This is a genomic window from Inconstantimicrobium porci (assembly GCF_009696465.1).
GTDB lineage: Bacteria > Bacillota > Clostridia > Clostridiales > Clostridiaceae > Inconstantimicrobium > Inconstantimicrobium porci.
Map to the genome: position 1 here is coordinate 66651 of NZ_VULX01000001.1, position 16455 is coordinate 83105.

The following is a 16455-nucleotide window of genomic DNA, read 5'->3' on the forward strand; positions in this document are numbered from 1 at the left end:
ATGGCAGATATTAAATTTCAAATGATGAGGAAAATTAGCTATCTCTGTGCTTACTCATTCCCTTTGTTTTCGTTTACTGATATAAGTCACATCTTTTTATAATTATCAATAAATTGAATTATAAAATATAATATTTCTTATATTCACATATTTCCTATAATTTTATTAAAAAAATATAAATATTAACACGCACAATGTCTGTTTATGTCGATTTGTGTTATAATATAATAGAATATAATATTTGTATCGGAGGAGACGTTGTGAAAAAGCATATTACAGCTATTGTTGCTGCTGCCGTTATTTTTAGTACCAATGTAGGCACTGCAGCATATGGGACGATAACTGCTTATGGTTCTGAAAAAAGCGTTGAAAAAATGGACAAGGAGTTAGATGAAACTCTTGAAAAAATTAAAAAAATCGAATCTCAGAATAAAAAGACTCAGCAAGAGATTAACAATATACATGCTGAGATCAAAAAAATAAACGCTGAAAATGAAAAACTTGAGAAAGAAAATAAAGAGATTGAAAAAGAAATTGAAGCTTTAAACAAAGAAAAAGAAGAAAAGTATGAAATTATAAGAAGTGTAATAAAGATAGAATATGAACAGAAATCTGGCGGCTATTTATCACTTCTTCTTGAAGCAGATAGCTTTAAGAATTTTCTTATGAGAGCTGAAGTTGTCAGCAACTTAATTAAGAATAACAATTATCTTGTTAAGGAAATTGAAAAAATTGAGGGTGAACTAAATAGTAAAGTAGAAAAGTTATACAAGCAGATTCAGACTATTAAGGATCAGAAGGCTAAGGCTGAAAGTGAAGCTAAGAGACTTAATGATCTTGTTGATTCAAGAACATCTGAAAAGAAAGAACTGCTTGCAATCCAGAATAAACTTGAAAAGCAGATAGAAAAAGCTAAGGAAGAGCTTGCAGCTTCTGCTAGTGGTGGTACATATTCAGGGGGAAAGATGGGATGGCCTGTTCCTTCTAACTCAAGTATTTCATCTCATTTTGGATACAGAGTACATCCTGTTACAGGTGTGAACAAGCTTCATGATGGAATTGATATTCCAGCAGCAACTGGTTCGGCAATAGTAGCTGCAAATGATGGTATAGTTGTGAGAGCAGAGTATAATACTGCTTACGGAAACTGGATAGTAATTGATCATGGTGGTGGTATTATGACTTATTACGCACACAATTCATCAATGTTAGTTAGCGTAGGACAAAGAGTTAAAAGAGGACAGCAGATAGCTAAGGCAGGTTCAACAGGATATTCAACAGGTTCGCACTGTCACTTTAGCGTTCTTGTAAATGGGTCTTTTGTAAATCCGCTTAATTATCTTAGATAGTTCTCTTCAGGAGGAAAAACAAATGATAAAATTCGAAAATGTTACGAAAAGATATGATAAAAAGTATACAGCATTAAGAAATATAAATTTAGAAATAAATAAAGGGGAATTTGTATTTCTTGTTGGACTTTCAGGTTCAGGAAAGTCATCATTAATTAAGCTGATGCTTAGAGAGATAAAACCTAGTAAAGGAAAAGTAATTGTCGGTAAATATGATCTAGTAAAGATGAGAGAAAGACAAGTTCCTTATTTTAGAAGACAGCTTGGTATAGTCTTTCAGGATTTCAGACTGCTTGAAAAGAAAACAGTATATGAAAATGTTGCTTATGCAATGAGGGTATTAGAGCATGAAGATGATTTTATTGCAAAAAGAGTACCAGAAGTTTTAAGAATAGTAGGACTTGAAAAGAAGACTGACTGCTATCCAGGAGAATTGTCAGGTGGAGAGCAGCAGAGAGTTGCAATAGCAAGAGCTATTATAAATGAACCTGAAATTCTGCTTTGTGATGAGCCAACAGGTAACCTTGACCCAATAACATCACAGGAAATAATTGATTTGCTTATTGATATTAACAATAGTGGTACAACAATTGTTATGGCTACACATGATACAAATGTTGTTGATTCTCTTAAAAAAAGAGTTATAAGCATGTATAAGGGTGAAATTACAAGCGATAACAGAAGAGGAGGTTACAACATTGAAAGCTAAAACAGCCAGAGGTCTTTTTAAAGAAGGATTTCAGAATATAGTAAGAAATAGAATGGTATCTTTAATATCAATATCAACAGTATTTTTATCACTTACATTATTTTCAATATTTTATATAGTGGTAAATAATGTTGAATATAATATAGATGCTATGCAAGGAAGGGTAGAGCTTAACGCATTCCTTAATAATGATGTTTCGCAAGACAGGATTAAAGAAATAAAAGATAGAATATTGAAAAATGATAATGTTAAATCTGTAGAATTCACTTCATCAACGGAAGGTCTTAAAGAGTACAAGGATACACTAAAAAAAGACGGTGATGAAGAGATGATAAAAATTTTAGAAGAATCATCAAGTGAAGAGCAGAATCCTATTCCTTCATGTTTTTCAATAAAGACTAAGGATAGTTCAAAAAATCAGCAAGTTAAACAAGAGTTAACAAAGTATAAGGAAATATATAAAGTTAATGACGGAAATCTTGTTACGAACTTTTTGAATAAAATAAGTAGATATACAAAGATTTCAGGAACCGGAATTATGGCATTGCTTTCAGTTATATGCATTATACTTATTTCTAACACAATAAAAGTAGCAGTTCTTTTAAGGAGAAAAGAAATAAGCATTATAAAATACATAGGGGCAACAAATAATTACATAAGACTGCCATTCATATCAGAAGGTCTTATAATCGGAGCAACAGGTGCGATACTGAGCCTGATTACAGTCTCAGCAGTATATACATATGCTAATCCGCAGATTATGATAGTGATGAAATCACTTATGGATGGATTTGTGCTTATGGATTTAAAGAGTCTGATATGTAGTTTAGCTCCAATAACTATTATTGCAGGTAGTGTTATAGGAATATTAGGAAGTTTATTATCTATAAGAAAGTATATGAATGTTTAAAAACATAATATTTTGAATTTGTAACTCCACGAAGCAGAAGCTTTGTGGAGTTTTTTATAACAAATTTAAAAACTACAAATGTATTGGAGATAATCAGAAAATAGAGAAAGCATTAATGCTTCTCTCTATTTTTATATGGTGCTGTAATTCAATATAAATTATACATTTTAATGATTAAAATTGTTAAAAAGTGAAAGTATAAAATTAATGGAATGTTTATAAAGGTTAATTCAGACTTTACAGTAATCTTGTATCATATTATTAGAAATATATTTTGAGTAGGAGAAATACGAATATGAAGTTGCTGCTTGCATTACAAAAATTGAGAAATCCATTTCTAGATAAGATTATGGTGTGCTTAACAAGACTAGGTGATATTGCATCTGTATGGATTCTGATGGCTATAATTTTTTTATTTACGAATGAGTATAAATTGTGCGGAGTTACCTTAATACTGGCGATTATTTTATCATGTATTATAGGAAACCTTATTCTGAAAAATATTTTTGCAAGAAAAAGACCATGCTGGATAAACAAAGAAGTTAAACTTCTTATTGAAACGCCTCATGATTATTCATTCCCATCTGGTCATACAAGTGCTTCATTTGCAGCTGCAGTAACAATCTTGTTTTTTTATAAAAATATAGGATTTGTAACATTGATTTTAGCAGTGCTTATTGGTTTTTCAAGGCTGTACCTCTTTGTACATTACTTAACAGATGTATTGTCTGGTGTGATTCTAGGATCGCTCTGCGGAGTTGCATCATATCTGCTTGTCATTAATATGTTTTTATAAATAAGTTTACATAAAATTAGATTCGCTGTATAATTATAAGAAACAACTGAAGTGTTTGGGGTGTATATATGAGTGAAAGAAACATTTATAGATTGTTATAAGGTATAGGGGGAGAAATTTTGGGTAAAAGACTTATAATATATGATATGGATGATATCAGCGAGAAGAAACTAATGATGTCCTGCAAAGATGATATACTTTTTTCAGCACGTCCTATTGTTAATCACTGCATGGGTTGCTTTGGATGCTGGATAAAGACTCCTGCAAAATGCGTAATAAAGGATAGATGTGATGTTATGACATCATATATACCAAAGTGCGATGAACTTGTAGTCATCAGTCCAATTTTGTATGGTGGTTATTCAGACAATATAAAAGCAGTGCTTGATCGTTCTATTGGCTATATTCTACCTTATTTCCGTATTGTTAATGGAGAAATGCACCATAAAATGAGATACGAAAATCCATTCAAGCTTAATGTGCATTTTTATGGTGAATGTGATGAAGAGGAAAAGAGCATTGCAGAGCGACTTGTCAAAGCAAATGCTGTAAACTTAGGCGCAGCAAGTTCTTCTATCAATTTTATGAAGACAATTGATTATGTTCAGGAGGCGCTGAGATGAAAACTTTATTAATAAGCGGCAGTCCTCGTATGAGTAAGAGTACATCAGTATATCTGCTTAATGCCATTAAGGATAAACTGGGAGAAAACAATGAAACTATACTTTTTGAACTGTCAAAAAATGTGGATAACAAAGTTACTAAGAAAATTGTAGAGAATTTGAGCGATACTGATAATATTGTTATTGCATATCCACTATATGTTGACTGTCTTCCCTCACATTTATTATCTGCGCTTAAGTATATAGAAAAAAACATAAAGAGCAGGGAAAATAATATGCATGTTTATCAGATAGTGAACAATGGCTTTTATGATGCTCAGCAGAATAGTATTGCAATAGATATTCTGTGGCAGTGGTGCAGAAAATGCAGAATGAAAAAAGGAGTAGCACTTGCTGTTGGAGCTGGTGAAATGGCACAGCAGTCACCTCTTGGTCATGGTACAAGCACGAATCTTGGTAGAGCAGTTGATGTTCTTGTTCAGGATATAATGAATAAGAATTCAAAAGATACAGTTTATGTAGAACCTAATTTCCCAAGGTTTCTGTATAAGATGGCTGCGCATATGGGGTGGAGGAAACTGGCAAAGGCTAATGGACTGAAAGTTTCTGATATATTGAAAAGATTATAATATAAGATTTATTTTAAAAACTGCTATGTAGGTAGGGAGACTATAGAGCAGTTTTTTGTTATGACTGTAATCAAAAACTATAAATTGTTACTTAAGTAATAGTAATCTCTGACTTTTTTCACTTTTTAAGATATCCTGAAAGAGTATCATATAGTTAGTAGGAAATTTCGCTTAGATATTTTAGGAGGAGAGAATGGGTAGAAGACTAATAATATATGATTTGGATGAAGTTAATGAGAAAAAACTAATTAATTACTTATTTTAGAAATATGAACTTAATCTTTCATTTGATTTTTAAAATTGAATATAGCAAATAGGCCTTCGTTGACGGAGGCAAAAAATAACAATAAATATTTAGTTAAATTACTTGTCAGGAAGCATCTGATTCTTGCATTTGAAGAATTGTCTGTTGACCTAAGCTAATGAGTATCTGCCATTTAGTAGGCATGTTTTCGGCAAACTCTAACTCTTTAAGCTCATTTAAAGGCTTCCAGTGACGTGAGTTAAGTCGAAGATTTTCTCTTCTTCCAATTTAAATTGCTGCTTTGCTAATGGATACGCACTATAACCATCAGCAATGAACTTAAGAGTTTTGTTTGGGAAGTTTTTAAACTTGTCAAAAGCCATACGCATAGCAAGAATACACGGCCCTACGGCACGTGTGTCCGATACAACGACATCCTTTCGTGTTTATTTTTGTATTCTAGGAGATTCAATTGTAACATGAAATTAGGGGGTCGTTGTTTTTTTTTTTTGCAAAAAAACTTCCGAAACCTTGATATATAAATAAATTTTAAAGTAAAAAGTGTGAAGAAACTTTACACTAACATTTGAATTTTAGGAGTAATAATATGAAGGCTAAGTTAGAGGATGTAATTAAAGAAAAGACAGTAAAAGATGTGGTTCATTATATTGTAGATAACAAGATGGATGGACAGATGGTAAATGAACAGAATATAGAACAGTACATACAAGAGAGATTAACTAGCAATATAGCTTATTATAAATATAATTTTACCGATTATCAGTTTATTTCAGCGAAGAAAGAGATAAAAAAAGATGTTGATAATATAATAGGAATGTTCGAATTAGCAGAAATAGATGATAACGATAGTTATAATAATTATAGTGTGTTTTGTTGAATGGCTAATAAGGATTTTATTTTAATATTGAATATATATTATTATACAAGATAAAAAACTCCTAAGATTGAAATTCAATCTTAGGAGCTATGTTTTGTCTGGTGCCGGTGGAGGGACTCGAACCCTCATGATTTCTCGCATGATTTTGAGTCATGTGCGTCTGCCATTCCGCCACACCGGCAAATCCTTTATTATAGTATCACAGCAGGTTGGACTTGTAAAGTATTTTTTTCTATTATAGAAAACTGTGGAAAATTAATAGGAAAGTAATCTAAAAATATCTATAAAATTTCTAAAATGTATTGAAAAGAGTGGGACAAGTTTGTTAGAATAGATACGAGTTAAAGAAAATTTGACCCACTGGGACGTTTTTTGACCAACTGATATTTTTACATAAATAAAGTATATCGGTTAATTTATATTAAGGAGGAGCAAAATATGATCTATTCAAAAGAAGTTGAAGAAATGTGTGTAGTTGCTAAAGGTCCTAATCATGGTCCAGCACCAATTCCTGAAGAAGGAAAATGGGTACAATCAAGAGAAATCAAAGATGTATCAGGTCTTACTCATGGTATAGGCTGGTGTGCACCACAACAGGGAGCTTGTAAGTTAACATTAAATGTTAAGGATGGTGTTATCCAAGAAGCATTAGTTGAAACTATAGGATGTTCAGGAATGACTCATTCAGCTGCTATGGCTTCAGAAATACTACCTGGAAAAACAATATTAGAAGCATTAAACACAGACTTAGTTTGTGATGCTATAAATACAGCTATGAGAGAATTATTCTTACAAATAGTTTACGGAAGAACTCAGACTGCATTCTCAGAAGGTGGACTACCTATCGGAGCTGGTCTTGAAGATTTAGGAAAGGGTCTTAGATCAATGGTTGGTACTATGTACGGAACATTAGCTAAGGGACCTAGATACCTAGAAATGACTGAAGGATATGTTACTGACGTTGCTTTAGATGAAGATAAGCAAATAATCGGATACAAATTCGTAAACCTTGGAAAGATGATGGAAAACATCACTAAGGGAATGGATGCTAACGAAGCTTTAGAAGCAGCTAGAGGACAATACGGAAGAGTTGCTGACGCTAAAGAATTAATAAACCCAAGACTTAAGTAATTTATTTGTAAAGGAGGAAATTTTATTATGGCATTATTTGAAAGTTATGAAAGAAGAATTGACCAAATCACTCCAGTATTAAAGAAATACGGAATGGAAAAGATAGAAGATGCTAAAGAAGTTTGTGCATCTGTAGGAATAGATCCTTACAAAATAGTTAAGGAAACTCAGCCAATAGCATTTGAAAACGCTGGATGGGCTTACACTTTAGGTGCTGCTATAGCAATAAAGAAGGGCTGCAAGAAGGCTGCTGATGCTGCTGAAGCAATCGGAGAAGGATTACAGGCATTCTGTATACCAGGATCTGTTGCTGATGACAGAAAAGTTGGTTTAGGACACGGAAACTTAGGAGCTATGCTTTTAAGAGAAGAAACTAAATGTTTCGCATTCCTAGCTGGACACGAAAGCTTTGCTGCTGCTGAAGGAGCTATCAAGATAGCTGAAGCTGCTAACAAAGTAAGAAAAGAACCATTAAGAGTTATATTAAACGGTCTTGGAAAAGATGCTGCATTCATAATCTCAAGAATCAATGGATTCACTTATGTTCAGACTAAGTTCGACTACTATACTGGAGAACTTACAATAGTTAAAGAAACTCCATACTCAAACGGACCAAGAGCTAAGGTTAAATGCTACGGCGCTGACGACGTTAGAGAAGGTGTTGCTATAATGCATCACGAAGGTGTTGACGTATCAATCACTGGTAACTCAACTAACCCTACAAGATTCCAGCATCCAGTTGCAGGAACTTACAAGAAAGAATGTATCGCAGAAGGTAAGAAGTACTTCTCAGTAGCATCAGGTGGTGGTACAGGAAGAACTCTTCACCCAGATAACATGGCTGCAGGTCCAGCTTCTTATGGTATGACTGATACTATGGGAAGAATGCATTCTGATGCTCAGTTCGCAGGATCTTCATCAGTTCCAGCACACGTTGAAATGATGGGATTAATCGGAGCTGGTAACAACCCAATGGTTGGTATGACAGTTGCTACAGCTGTTGCAGTTGAAGAAGCAGCAAAAGCTGGTAGATTCTAATTGTTCATTTAAAATAAAGTTTCGAACGAAATAAAAAAGTTTAGAAAATATGACTAGCCAGGAGGCACTTTTGTGCCTCTGAGCTGGTCTTTTTTATGTCTGCAATTAAATATGAAAAGATAATAGCCTGTTAAAATATCTGAATATCAATGTATGAAGAATGGCATGAATAAAGGATTGACAGGAATAAGTGTAAGAGTTTTTCGCTGACGCATAGCGGGTGATTTTGCATGATTAATGCTTGGAAAACTACATGATATTTTTTCGGAACTTTTTTATGATTTTCATGGAAAATGCCTGTGGATAACTACTGATTTTTGCTTGATTTTACTTTCGGAACTTTATTATCATTTCTTTGGTTGAAATAGGCTTGAAGCTTGGAGGGGACTGCGTTTGAAGGAAAGCAGATATTTTCGAAACTTTTTTTTGAGGGAACATAGAAGAAACGAAAAATCGTTTCTAGGGTAAAGGATTAGCTATTTTATGTACATAAAATAATATAAGTGGTATTAAACAAGTTATTAAAAAGATAGCTTGTTTTTTTATTGTTAATTATTATTTATATGCAACAAACAGTTGGAAAAATTGTCTAAGAAAAATTTCACTGTACCCAATAATATGGTAGCATTAAAGTTAATAAACAAAGGGGAGGATATACAGTGAAAATAACAATAAGAAATTTATTAAAACGAATTATTAATAGTGATAAGTGTAATTTTGAGCAGAAAATAGCCTTTAGTACTATGTATTTTAATAATTATGAAAAACTAGATGATGAAATTGAGGACTGTTCGCCCTATATTCTCTTGGGATATAGCAGAAACGAAGAGAATGTTTTGAAAAAATATGATACTTTAGATGAGCTTTATAATGATTTTAATAATGCTGATAAAATTATGAAGTTGAATCAGAATCTTGTTAGTAATGGATTTTGGCGTTTTGTTATTTTGAAAGACTTACAGCCTATTGATATTGATTATGATTATACTGATAATACAAAGAATCAAATAGTTATTGATAAAAAGGCTTTGGGTAAAAAAATAGAAAATAGTAAATTTACAACATTTCAGCATAAGGTACTTTATGAATATTTTGAGATGATGAATTTATGTCAAGAAAAACTCCGAAAAGAGTTAGAGTTAGATTTTGATAATGAGATTATAGTTGAAGGAAAGTTTAAGTTTATATTACTAAGGTATCATATAAATGGTGACTGCCATGCTGAAGGCTTTAATACAATTTGTGAAGTATATTCACATATAGAACAAGAATATTTCGATTTAAAGATAAAAGCTGAAAAAGAGGATTATTTTTGGGAATATGTTTTACTTCAAGATGGCGAAATAATTGACGATAAAGTTAATAATTCTAAGGAATATTCAGTGAATATATGTAAATATAATCCATTAACATATGCTAATTTAATAAAGTACCACGACAATCTTGTTAGAGTAAAAGAAAAAGGCTATAAAGAAGGATATGAAGAAGGATTAAAAGAAGCAAAGGAATATAATAATAAATTATATTTGAAATAGAAAATTATATACCTTTTCCCTGCCTTAGGCATTAAAGTTATCAAATTCAATGCTACAACTACCTGTAAAAGAAGTTGGAGAGCTATTAGGGTACAATGTATCTATAGATGATAACAGGGCAACTTTAACTAAAGACAATATAAAAATAGAATACAACATTGGAACAAAGAGTGTATTGGTTAATAATAAAGAAATCTTAACTGCTACAGCTTCTAACAATGATAATGGGGTAATCTATGCAGAAATGAATTTAGCTATAAAAGAACTTGGGTTATCATTAAATTATGATAAAAACACAGGTGATATAATAATCAAATAAAAAGAAATTAAGATTGGATTTTATTTCACATAAACTATCCAATCTTTTTTTGCATAAAAAAAAGAAAGAGGTAAAAACCTCTTCTCTTAATGATTAGCTTAATTAATATAAACTATTGGTGTTCCATCAGTATAAGTAATACTTACATTTCTGCCATCCGATGAAAATGAACCACTACTGTCGGTATTTAGCATACCTAAAGCTTTAGAAGCGCCATTAGGTATTATTGTATGTAACACACTACTTACAGAACTGTAGAAGTCATCACTATATCCGTATAAATGTATAGACATTCCGTCACCATTTATATTGATTGTGCCAATAGTTCTATATCTATAAGCATTTGACGTTTTTTGTGTCCATCCTAATCCCGGCAATTTGGCTGTAACCGCACTTACGGGAACTCTATTACTTGATGGTGTCTGTGGTGTACTTGGCTTTTGAGTTGTTCCGCCAGAATTATTACCACCATTAGATGGTTTAGATGTAGAACTACTATTTGAAGATGAACCACCTGTAGAACCACCGCTTGGCTTTGAATTGCTTACAGAGCCACTACTTGAAGTAGACCCACCACTTGGCTTTGAATTACTTACAGAACTACTATTTGAAGAACCACTACTTGTAGACCCGTTATTTGGTTTTGAAGTGCTTGCGGTAATGCCACCATTTGACGCTGAACTATTTGAAGAGTTATTGTTTGAATTAGAATTATTTGAAGAACCATTACTTTGGGTAGTATCTTCTTTCTTTTCCTCTTCTTTAATAACAAATCCTTCCGTAGTTGGCTTTAATCCCACATATTCTTCTAATGCACTAACAGGGAATAATAGTTTTCCGTGTTCGTCTTTAACAGCCGTGGCTTCACAATCCGGAACTTTAATTCCTTTAATTTCTTTTGTCTTATAAGGAATTGTTTCACCTACTAAATCCTTAGAAACAGAATAAAAAGCAGGATGATTAGAATTAGTTGTTATGACTTTATCATTGATAGTATAAAGGGTTAAATCTCCTTCATTTACAACTTTACCATTCATAGCTGTAACTAATTCTTCTAATTGAACCACTTTTTCTCCGTTTACCTCTTGGATAGGGATAGTAGTTGCCTTCGCAACTACAGGGAAAAGGTTTGAAAATAGCATTGTTGAAACTGCAATACTGCATAAAATTGTTTTATTTTTCTTCATAAAAATACCCCCCTGGTTATAGCTTATATTGTTGTGTTGTTTTTAATATATTTTTATCATTTGTTGAAATGCTGTAAGTCTTATCAGAAACATTACAGTTAACAATTATGTTATCTAAATCTGAATTAAGATTTTTTACTATATTGGCAAAAACAACAAGTTCGTTCTGACAATCTGATTCAGTTAATTTGCTTGAAGAAATATTGATTATTGCAGTTTTGTCGGTATTTTCAATATCACCGTATTTATAATCAGATACTTTCATTTCATAGTCTTTTTGTTAATTCACTTTTCTTAAAAGATGAAATGTCAGCTGACTTTGATTTTGTATTTATTGTAGAAGTTAAAGTAAGACCTTCTGTATAAAAGCTGTTTAAATCAACAGAGTCAGCATTTGTAACTGAAATATTGATATTTTCAGGTGCTTTTTTCATAGAAGATACCTTTTTGCTTAAATCAATTAAAGCAGTTTCATCTAAATTTCCATTAATAATTATATTTGTAGATTTGTTATCTGTTTTGAAAGAATGTAATGAGGCTCCATTACTAAGTAGAGTTTGTACAGATTCTTGAGAAAAGCTTTTTGTATTTGCCGTTTTAAATATAAATATACAAGAAATAATTACAATAACAGCAACTACAGACAATATTAATCCAATAACTTTTTTGTTTTTATTCATTTGTTTTCCTCCCCTTTTTTTCGTATGTTTAATTAAATTAAAAACAATATTATTATATCATCTATATGCAACACAAATAAAGATTAAATTACATATTATATAAACTATATGGAATTAAAGAATAATATTGAATTTAATTATTAATTTACTAAAAATGAGTAATATTATTTGGAATTTTTTATAGTGAAAAGATGATTTTAACATGATTTAAAAATACTATTAAAATATTTGTAAAATAATAGAGCTAGTCGCTAGCAGTTTTGCTATTAATACGACAGCTCTTTAATATTAAGAACATTTTTTTTCTAATGCTATATTTACTAATTTAAGAATAAATAATTTTTTTTGATAAATTGCAATAACAAATTGAACTAATTTTATTTTTCCATTTGAACCCTTGAATTTTTAAGCTGCATAGATCTCATCGAGGTACTTTTCAAAAAGCTCCTCTGGAGTTCGGTAGTCTAAGATTTTACGTGGAAGAGTGTTCATCCATTCTTCAATAAACCCTATGTTATCAACACTATAATCAGATATACGCTTTCCCTTGGGGATAAATCGACGTATTAGCCCATTATGACGCTCATTTGTGCCTTTTTCAAATGATGAATAAGGATGTGTGTAGGACGCTCTGAGATGCTTTTACCAAGTATCTTCTTATGCTTTTTCACAACTGTATGTTTGGTGCTTCTACGAAGCTTTACCGGAAGATCAGCATTCTTAATAGATAGTAATCCTAAATCGATATAGTTATATAACGTCTTAGTACATACTATCTCTGAACGCTTGAATTTACCTGTTGATAGAGCACTTCCGACACATGCGTCTGGAGACCATGAGTTAGTCTTAATTTGATTTACAGTATACTTAATAAACTCATCACATTGTAGGCGTTTGAATGTGCGACAAGAGTTACGACGATTCTTTGTATAGACTGCTTCACCAGTATCTGCAAGGTACATTTCAACTCCTTGTTATTTTGGTTTCGCAACTTAATTATAACACGGGTAATCACTATGGATTTTTTATTGGTTCAATTTCATTATACAATTAGTCTCTATAAAAAATGCATAAAATGAACTAATAATTATACAGTGTAAAATTGAGGAAGGTACCAAAATGGTGCCTTATTTTTTTACTTTTATTTACAAAACGGATATAAAAGTACAATATATTGTAAAACTGCTAAAGTTACCATGTGAATATTGACATGTTTTAAGCAATAAACTAATATTGATAACAAACTTTACTATTCTGTATAAATATAACAAAAAGTGAATAAGATGCAATAAGCAGTAAGGAAAAAGGAGGTATGATAATGAATAAAAAAAATATGCTTCCAGATGGGACAAGGGATCTAATATTAGACGAATGTGTAATAAAAAAGTCTTTAGAGAGAAGTATAGACGGACTGTTTGAGTCATGGGGCTATAAGGAAGTAATAACACCTACAGTTGAATATTATGAAACATTCAATAATGAAACTCAGAGTCTCAATGAGGAAGATATGTACAAGTTCTTTGATAACAGGGGCAGGATACTTGTGCTAAGACCTGATATGACTATACCCATTGCCAGGGTTGTTGAGACAAAATTTAAAGATACAAAGTTACCGCTAAGAATAAGATATGTTTCTAATATTTTTAGAGTTCATGAAAGCTTTGGGGGGAAGACAAATGAATTCACTGACTGTGGGGTTGAGTTTATAGGCTATGAAGATAAAAAAGCAGATTTAGAAGTGCTTGTAATGGCACTAGAAGCTTTGACAAAGCTGGATCTTGATGATTTTAAACTTGAAATTGGTAATATTGGTTTTTTGAAAGGTGTACTTAATAGTCTTAATATTACAGAAAACGAGAAAAGACATATAGCACAGTTCATTGAAGACAAGAATCTGACTAGTCTTGAAGACTATCTTGACAGCCTTAAGATAGATAATGATTATAAGAAATTTCTCAATAGAGTGCCGTGGATGTTTGGTGACAGTTCAATCCTTAAAGAGGCAGTGAAGTATGCATTTAATGAAAGTATATTATCAAATATAAAATATCTTGAAACTTTATATCATGAACTTTCGGAGCTTGGTTATGGGCATAAAGTGATTTTTGATCTTGGCATGGCTCCAAGGCTAAATTATTATAGCGGTATAATCTTCAGAGGATTTAGCGAAGGTATTGGAAGCTCTTTTTTAAGAGGTGGCAGATATGACAAGCTTATTAAATCAAAGGATGGCTCTTTTATGAATGCTGTTGGATTTTCAGTAGATATAAATGCAGTTATTCCAATTATCAAAGAAAAATTTCAAGGATTTGTTAGTAAGGATAAATATACTATTTATTATAATCTTAAAGATAATATAAAAGCTGTTAAAGAGAGCATTAAACTTAGAAATAATGGGGCTATTGTAAAGCTTATTCCTGATAATGACATAGAAGAAATAAAGGTAGTAAAAAGTGAGGTGAAGTAAATGAGTCTTAGTATAGCACTTACAAAGGGCAGGCTGGAAGAGGAGACTGTAAGAATTTTTGAAAAAGCAGGTTATGATCCATCTGAACTTAAGAATAAGGGGCGTAAGCTGGTATTTATTGATAAGAGTGATGATATAAAGTATTTTCTTGTAAAGGCAGCAGACTCAATAACTTATGTGGAGCATGGTGTGGCTGATATTGGAGTTGTAGGCAAGGATACAATAATGGAAAGCAGTCAGCAGTGTTATGAGGTGCTTGATCTTAAAGTAGGCAGATGTGGTTTTATTGTGGCGGCACTTCCAGATAACAATATATTCAAGAAAGTTGGCCATATAAAGATAGGTAGCAAGTATCCTAATGTAGCTAAGGAGTATTTCAAGAAGAGAAATATGGATGTTGAAGTTGTCAAGATTGAAGGGTCAGTTGAATTGTCACCTATTCTTGGATTATGTGATGGCATTGTAGATATCATGGAAACAGGAACTACTCTAAGAGAAAATGGTCTTGTTGTTTTAGACAGGATATGTGACATAAGTGCAAGGCTTATCGTCAATAAGGCAAGTTTTAAGATGAAACAGCAGGAAATTGGGGGATTTATCAAAAGGATAAAAGCTGTTATTTAAAATATTAATTTAATAATTGGGGGCGTTAATATGTTGAAATACATGGAGGTTAATGAAATCAGTAAGCAGCAGCTCATTAAGAGTTTAAGAAGCAGATCGTTAAAAGCAGATGAAAGTGTTACAAAAAGTGTAGCTGATATTATAGAGAAAGTTAAAAATGAAGGAGACAAAGCTTTATATGAACTTACAGAAAGATTTGATCTTGTAAAGCTGGACTCTTTTGAAGTTACAGAGAGTGATCTTAATGAGTGCATTGAAAAAGCAGGCAAAGAATTTATAGATGCTCTTAAGGAGGCTAAGGAGAATATTGAAGAGTATCACAAGAAGCAGAAAGCCAATGGCTACATAATAACTAAAAACAATGGTGTCTACCTTGGACAGAGAGTTATTCCCCTAGAGAGAGTTGGGGTATATGTACCTGGAGGAACAGCAGCATATCCATCATCAGTTCTTATGAATGTAATTCCAGCAAAAGTGGCAGGAGTAGATGAAATAGTTATGGTTACGCCTCCAGATAAGAATGGTGGCATAAATCCTTATATAGGAGCAGCTGCCAAGATTGCAGGTGTAGATAAGATATATAAAGTTGGGGGAGCACAGGCAGTTGCAGCTTTAGCTTATGGTACAGAAACCATTATAAAGGTAGACAAGATAGTGGGTCCAGGAAATATATTTGTGGCTGAAGCTAAAAAAATGGTTTTTGGACTTGTAGATATTGATATGATAGCAGGGCCAAGTGAAATACTTGTAGTTGCAGATGAAAAGTCTAATCCAGTTCACGTAGCAGCAGATCTTATGTCACAGGCTGAGCATGATAAGATAGCTAGTGCCATACTTGTAACTACCTCTAAAAAACTATATGAGAAAGTGGAAGAAGAGCTTAAGAGACAATGTGAGTATCTTGAAAGAAAAGAAATAATTAAAGAGTCATTAAAAAATTATGGTAAGGCTATTATTTGTGAAAGCATCGAAGAATGTATTGATATATCTAATATAATTGCACCTGAGCATCTTGAACTTATGGTGGATGAGCCTATGCAGTATCTAGGTCTTGTAAGAAATGCCGGATCAGTATTCTTAGGCAGATATACTCCAGAACCTATAGGTGACTACTTTGGAGGTACCAATCATGTGCTTCCTACAAGTGGTACAGCAAGATTTTTCTCTCCTTTATCAGTGGACAGCTTTATCAAGAAGTCATCTTTTATTTATTATTCTAAGGAAGCAGTAAAGAAGGATGGCAGAAAGATTATTACCATGGCAGATAAAGAAGGATTAACTGCACATGCAAATTCAATAAAAGTGAGGTTGTAATT

The 16455-nt window shown here is 32.2% G+C and carries 18 protein-coding genes, 1 tRNA gene and 2 pseudogenes; 14 read left to right on the forward strand and 7 right to left on the reverse strand.

Annotated features, from left to right (window positions below):
* Positions 1-260: 260 nt before the first annotated feature.
* The 6 genes from FYJ33_RS16770 (at position 261) to FYJ33_RS00350 (ending at position 5016) form a co-directional block, all read left to right on the forward strand.
* Positions 261-1349: a peptidoglycan DD-metalloendopeptidase family protein gene (locus tag FYJ33_RS16770; protein ID WP_206046573.1), complete on the forward strand. Its 1089-nt coding sequence runs from the start codon at positions 261-263 to the stop codon at positions 1347-1349.
* Between the two features lie 22 nt (positions 1350-1371).
* Complete coding sequence (gene ftsE, locus FYJ33_RS00330; RefSeq protein WP_154529782.1) at positions 1372-2058, forward strand: cell division ATP-binding protein FtsE; 687 nt, start codon at positions 1372-1374, stop codon at positions 2056-2058.
* Positions 2048-2968 carry a permease-like cell division protein FtsX gene (gene ftsX / locus FYJ33_RS00335; RefSeq protein ID WP_154529783.1) on the forward strand — a complete coding sequence of 307 codons (921 nt, stop codon included), beginning with the start codon at positions 2048-2050 and terminating at the stop codon, positions 2966-2968. Before ftsE ends, ftsX begins: the two co-directional genes overlap by 11 nt.
* A gap of 295 nt (positions 2969-3263) precedes the next feature.
* Entirely contained in the window at positions 3264-3764 is a 501-nt protein-coding gene (locus tag FYJ33_RS00340; protein ID WP_154529784.1) for a phosphatase PAP2 family protein, read from the forward strand.
* Positions 3765-3883: 119 nt separating this feature from the next.
* Positions 3884-4387 carry a flavodoxin family protein gene (locus FYJ33_RS00345; RefSeq protein ID WP_235900734.1) on the forward strand — a complete coding sequence of 168 codons (504 nt, stop codon included), beginning with the start codon at positions 3884-3886 and terminating at the stop codon, positions 4385-4387.
* Positions 4384-5016: an NAD(P)H-dependent oxidoreductase gene (locus FYJ33_RS00350; protein WP_154529785.1), complete on the forward strand. Its 633-nt coding sequence runs from the start codon at positions 4384-4386 to the stop codon at positions 5014-5016. The genes FYJ33_RS00345 and FYJ33_RS00350 overlap by 4 nt, the downstream gene beginning before the upstream one ends.
* A gap of 370 nt (positions 5017-5386) precedes the next feature.
* On the opposite strand, the pseudogene FYJ33_RS17090 reads toward FYJ33_RS00350, so the two are convergent.
* Positions 5387-5688 (reverse strand): annotated as a pseudogene (locus FYJ33_RS17090) (transposase); the annotation flags it as partial.
* A gap of 179 nt (positions 5689-5867) precedes the next feature.
* Between FYJ33_RS17090 and FYJ33_RS00360 the strand changes: the two are divergent.
* Positions 5868-6158: a hypothetical protein gene (locus tag FYJ33_RS00360; RefSeq protein ID WP_154529786.1), complete on the forward strand. Its 291-nt coding sequence runs from the start codon at positions 5868-5870 to the stop codon at positions 6156-6158.
* A 99-nt stretch (positions 6159-6257) separates the two neighbouring features.
* On the opposite strand, the gene FYJ33_RS00365 is transcribed toward FYJ33_RS00360, so the two are convergent.
* Positions 6258-6339 (reverse strand) — tRNA-Leu (locus FYJ33_RS00365).
* A gap of 257 nt (positions 6340-6596) precedes the next feature.
* Between FYJ33_RS00365 and FYJ33_RS00370 the strand changes: the two genes are divergently transcribed.
* The 4 genes from FYJ33_RS00370 (at position 6597) to FYJ33_RS00385 (ending at position 10181) form a co-directional block, all read left to right on the forward strand.
* Positions 6597-7289: an iron-sulfur cluster assembly scaffold protein gene (locus FYJ33_RS00370; protein WP_154529787.1), complete on the forward strand. Its 693-nt coding sequence runs from the start codon at positions 6597-6599 to the stop codon at positions 7287-7289.
* Positions 7290-7316: 27 nt separating this feature from the next.
* Entirely contained in the window at positions 7317-8327 is a 1011-nt protein-coding gene (locus FYJ33_RS00375; protein WP_154529788.1) for a GGGtGRT protein, read from the forward strand.
* A 659-nt stretch (positions 8328-8986) separates the two neighbouring features.
* Positions 8987-9862, forward strand: coding sequence for a hypothetical protein (locus FYJ33_RS00380; RefSeq protein ID WP_154529789.1), 876 nt, complete (start codon positions 8987-8989; stop codon positions 9860-9862).
* Positions 9863-9911: 49 nt separating this feature from the next.
* The gene (locus tag FYJ33_RS00385) at positions 9912-10181 is read left to right on the forward strand and encodes a stalk domain-containing protein (protein WP_154529790.1); all 270 of its coding nucleotides are present in this window, start codon (positions 9912-9914) and stop codon (positions 10179-10181) included.
* Between the two features lie 98 nt (positions 10182-10279).
* Here the strand turns inward: FYJ33_RS00385 and FYJ33_RS00390 are convergent, their stop codons facing one another.
* From FYJ33_RS00390 to FYJ33_RS17100, 5 genes and pseudogenes are all read right to left on the reverse strand, one after another.
* Positions 10280-11368: a hypothetical protein gene (locus FYJ33_RS00390; RefSeq protein ID WP_154529791.1), complete on the reverse strand. Its 1089-nt coding sequence runs from the start codon at positions 11366-11368 to the stop codon at positions 10280-10282.
* A 16-nt stretch (positions 11369-11384) separates the two neighbouring features.
* Complete coding sequence (locus FYJ33_RS00395; protein WP_154529792.1) at positions 11385-11633, reverse strand: hypothetical protein; 249 nt, start codon at positions 11631-11633, stop codon at positions 11385-11387.
* A 1-nt stretch (position 11634) separates the two neighbouring features.
* Positions 11635-12048 carry a hypothetical protein gene (locus FYJ33_RS00400; protein WP_154529793.1) on the reverse strand — a complete coding sequence of 138 codons (414 nt, stop codon included), beginning with the start codon at positions 12046-12048 and terminating at the stop codon, positions 11635-11637.
* 405 nt (positions 12049-12453) lie between these two features.
* A pseudogene (locus FYJ33_RS17095) lies at positions 12454-12672 on the reverse strand (transposase); the annotation flags it as partial.
* A complete protein-coding gene (locus tag FYJ33_RS17100) occupies positions 12615-13010 on the reverse strand; it encodes a hypothetical protein (RefSeq protein WP_206046574.1) in 396 nt (131 codons plus the stop codon). The gene FYJ33_RS17100 and the pseudogene FYJ33_RS17095, both read right to left, overlap by 58 nt.
* 356 nt (positions 13011-13366) lie before the next feature.
* Between FYJ33_RS17100 and hisZ the strand changes: the two genes are divergently transcribed.
* Genes hisZ through hisD form a run of 3 tightly spaced genes read left to right on the forward strand, consistent with a single transcriptional unit; the run spans position 13367 to position 16453 of the window.
* A complete protein-coding gene (gene hisZ, locus FYJ33_RS00410) occupies positions 13367-14515 on the forward strand; it encodes an ATP phosphoribosyltransferase regulatory subunit (protein WP_154529794.1) in 1149 nt (382 codons plus the stop codon).
* On the forward strand, positions 14516-15139 hold the full coding sequence (gene hisG / locus FYJ33_RS00415) for an ATP phosphoribosyltransferase (protein ID WP_154529795.1): 624 nt from the start codon (positions 14516-14518) through the stop codon (positions 15137-15139). It abuts the gene before it with no gap.
* 30 nt (positions 15140-15169) lie between these two features.
* Positions 15170-16453: a histidinol dehydrogenase gene (hisD, locus tag FYJ33_RS00420; protein WP_154529796.1), complete on the forward strand. Its 1284-nt coding sequence runs from the start codon at positions 15170-15172 to the stop codon at positions 16451-16453.
* Positions 16454-16455: the final 2 nt, after the last annotated feature.

What these genes read in the sequence shown, in the direction of transcription:
- FYJ33_RS00375 (WP_154529788.1), top strand. Translation starts at nt 7,317, where the DNA reads ATGGCATTATTTGAAAGTTATGAAAGAAGAATTGACCAAATCACTCCA.
- FYJ33_RS00350 (WP_154529785.1), top strand. Translation starts at nt 4,384, where the DNA reads ATGAAAACTTTATTAATAAGCGGCAGTCCTCGTATGAGTAAGAGTACA.
- hisZ (WP_154529794.1), top strand. Translation starts at nt 13,367, where the DNA reads ATGAATAAAAAAAATATGCTTCCAGATGGGACAAGGGATCTAATATTA.
- FYJ33_RS00395 (WP_154529792.1), bottom strand. Translation starts at nt 11,633, where the DNA reads ATGAAAGTATCTGATTATAAATACGGTGATATTGAAAATACCGACAAA.
- FYJ33_RS00385 (WP_154529790.1), top strand. Translation starts at nt 9,912, where the DNA reads ATGCTACAACTACCTGTAAAAGAAGTTGGAGAGCTATTAGGGTACAAT.
- FYJ33_RS17100 (WP_206046574.1), bottom strand. Translation starts at nt 13,010, where the DNA reads ATGTACCTTGCAGATACTGGTGAAGCAGTCTATACAAAGAATCGTCGT.
- FYJ33_RS00340 (WP_154529784.1), top strand. Translation starts at nt 3,264, where the DNA reads ATGAAGTTGCTGCTTGCATTACAAAAATTGAGAAATCCATTTCTAGAT.
- FYJ33_RS00400 (WP_154529793.1), bottom strand. Translation starts at nt 12,048, where the DNA reads ATGAATAAAAACAAAAAAGTTATTGGATTAATATTGTCTGTAGTTGCT.
- FYJ33_RS00370 (WP_154529787.1), top strand. Translation starts at nt 6,597, where the DNA reads ATGATCTATTCAAAAGAAGTTGAAGAAATGTGTGTAGTTGCTAAAGGT.
- FYJ33_RS00360 (WP_154529786.1), top strand. Translation starts at nt 5,868, where the DNA reads ATGAAGGCTAAGTTAGAGGATGTAATTAAAGAAAAGACAGTAAAAGAT.
- hisD (WP_154529796.1), top strand. Translation starts at nt 15,170, where the DNA reads ATGTTGAAATACATGGAGGTTAATGAAATCAGTAAGCAGCAGCTCATT.
- FYJ33_RS00390 (WP_154529791.1), bottom strand. Translation starts at nt 11,368, where the DNA reads ATGAAGAAAAATAAAACAATTTTATGCAGTATTGCAGTTTCAACAATG.
- hisG (WP_154529795.1), top strand. Translation starts at nt 14,516, where the DNA reads ATGAGTCTTAGTATAGCACTTACAAAGGGCAGGCTGGAAGAGGAGACT.
- ftsE (WP_154529782.1), top strand. Translation starts at nt 1,372, where the DNA reads ATGATAAAATTCGAAAATGTTACGAAAAGATATGATAAAAAGTATACA.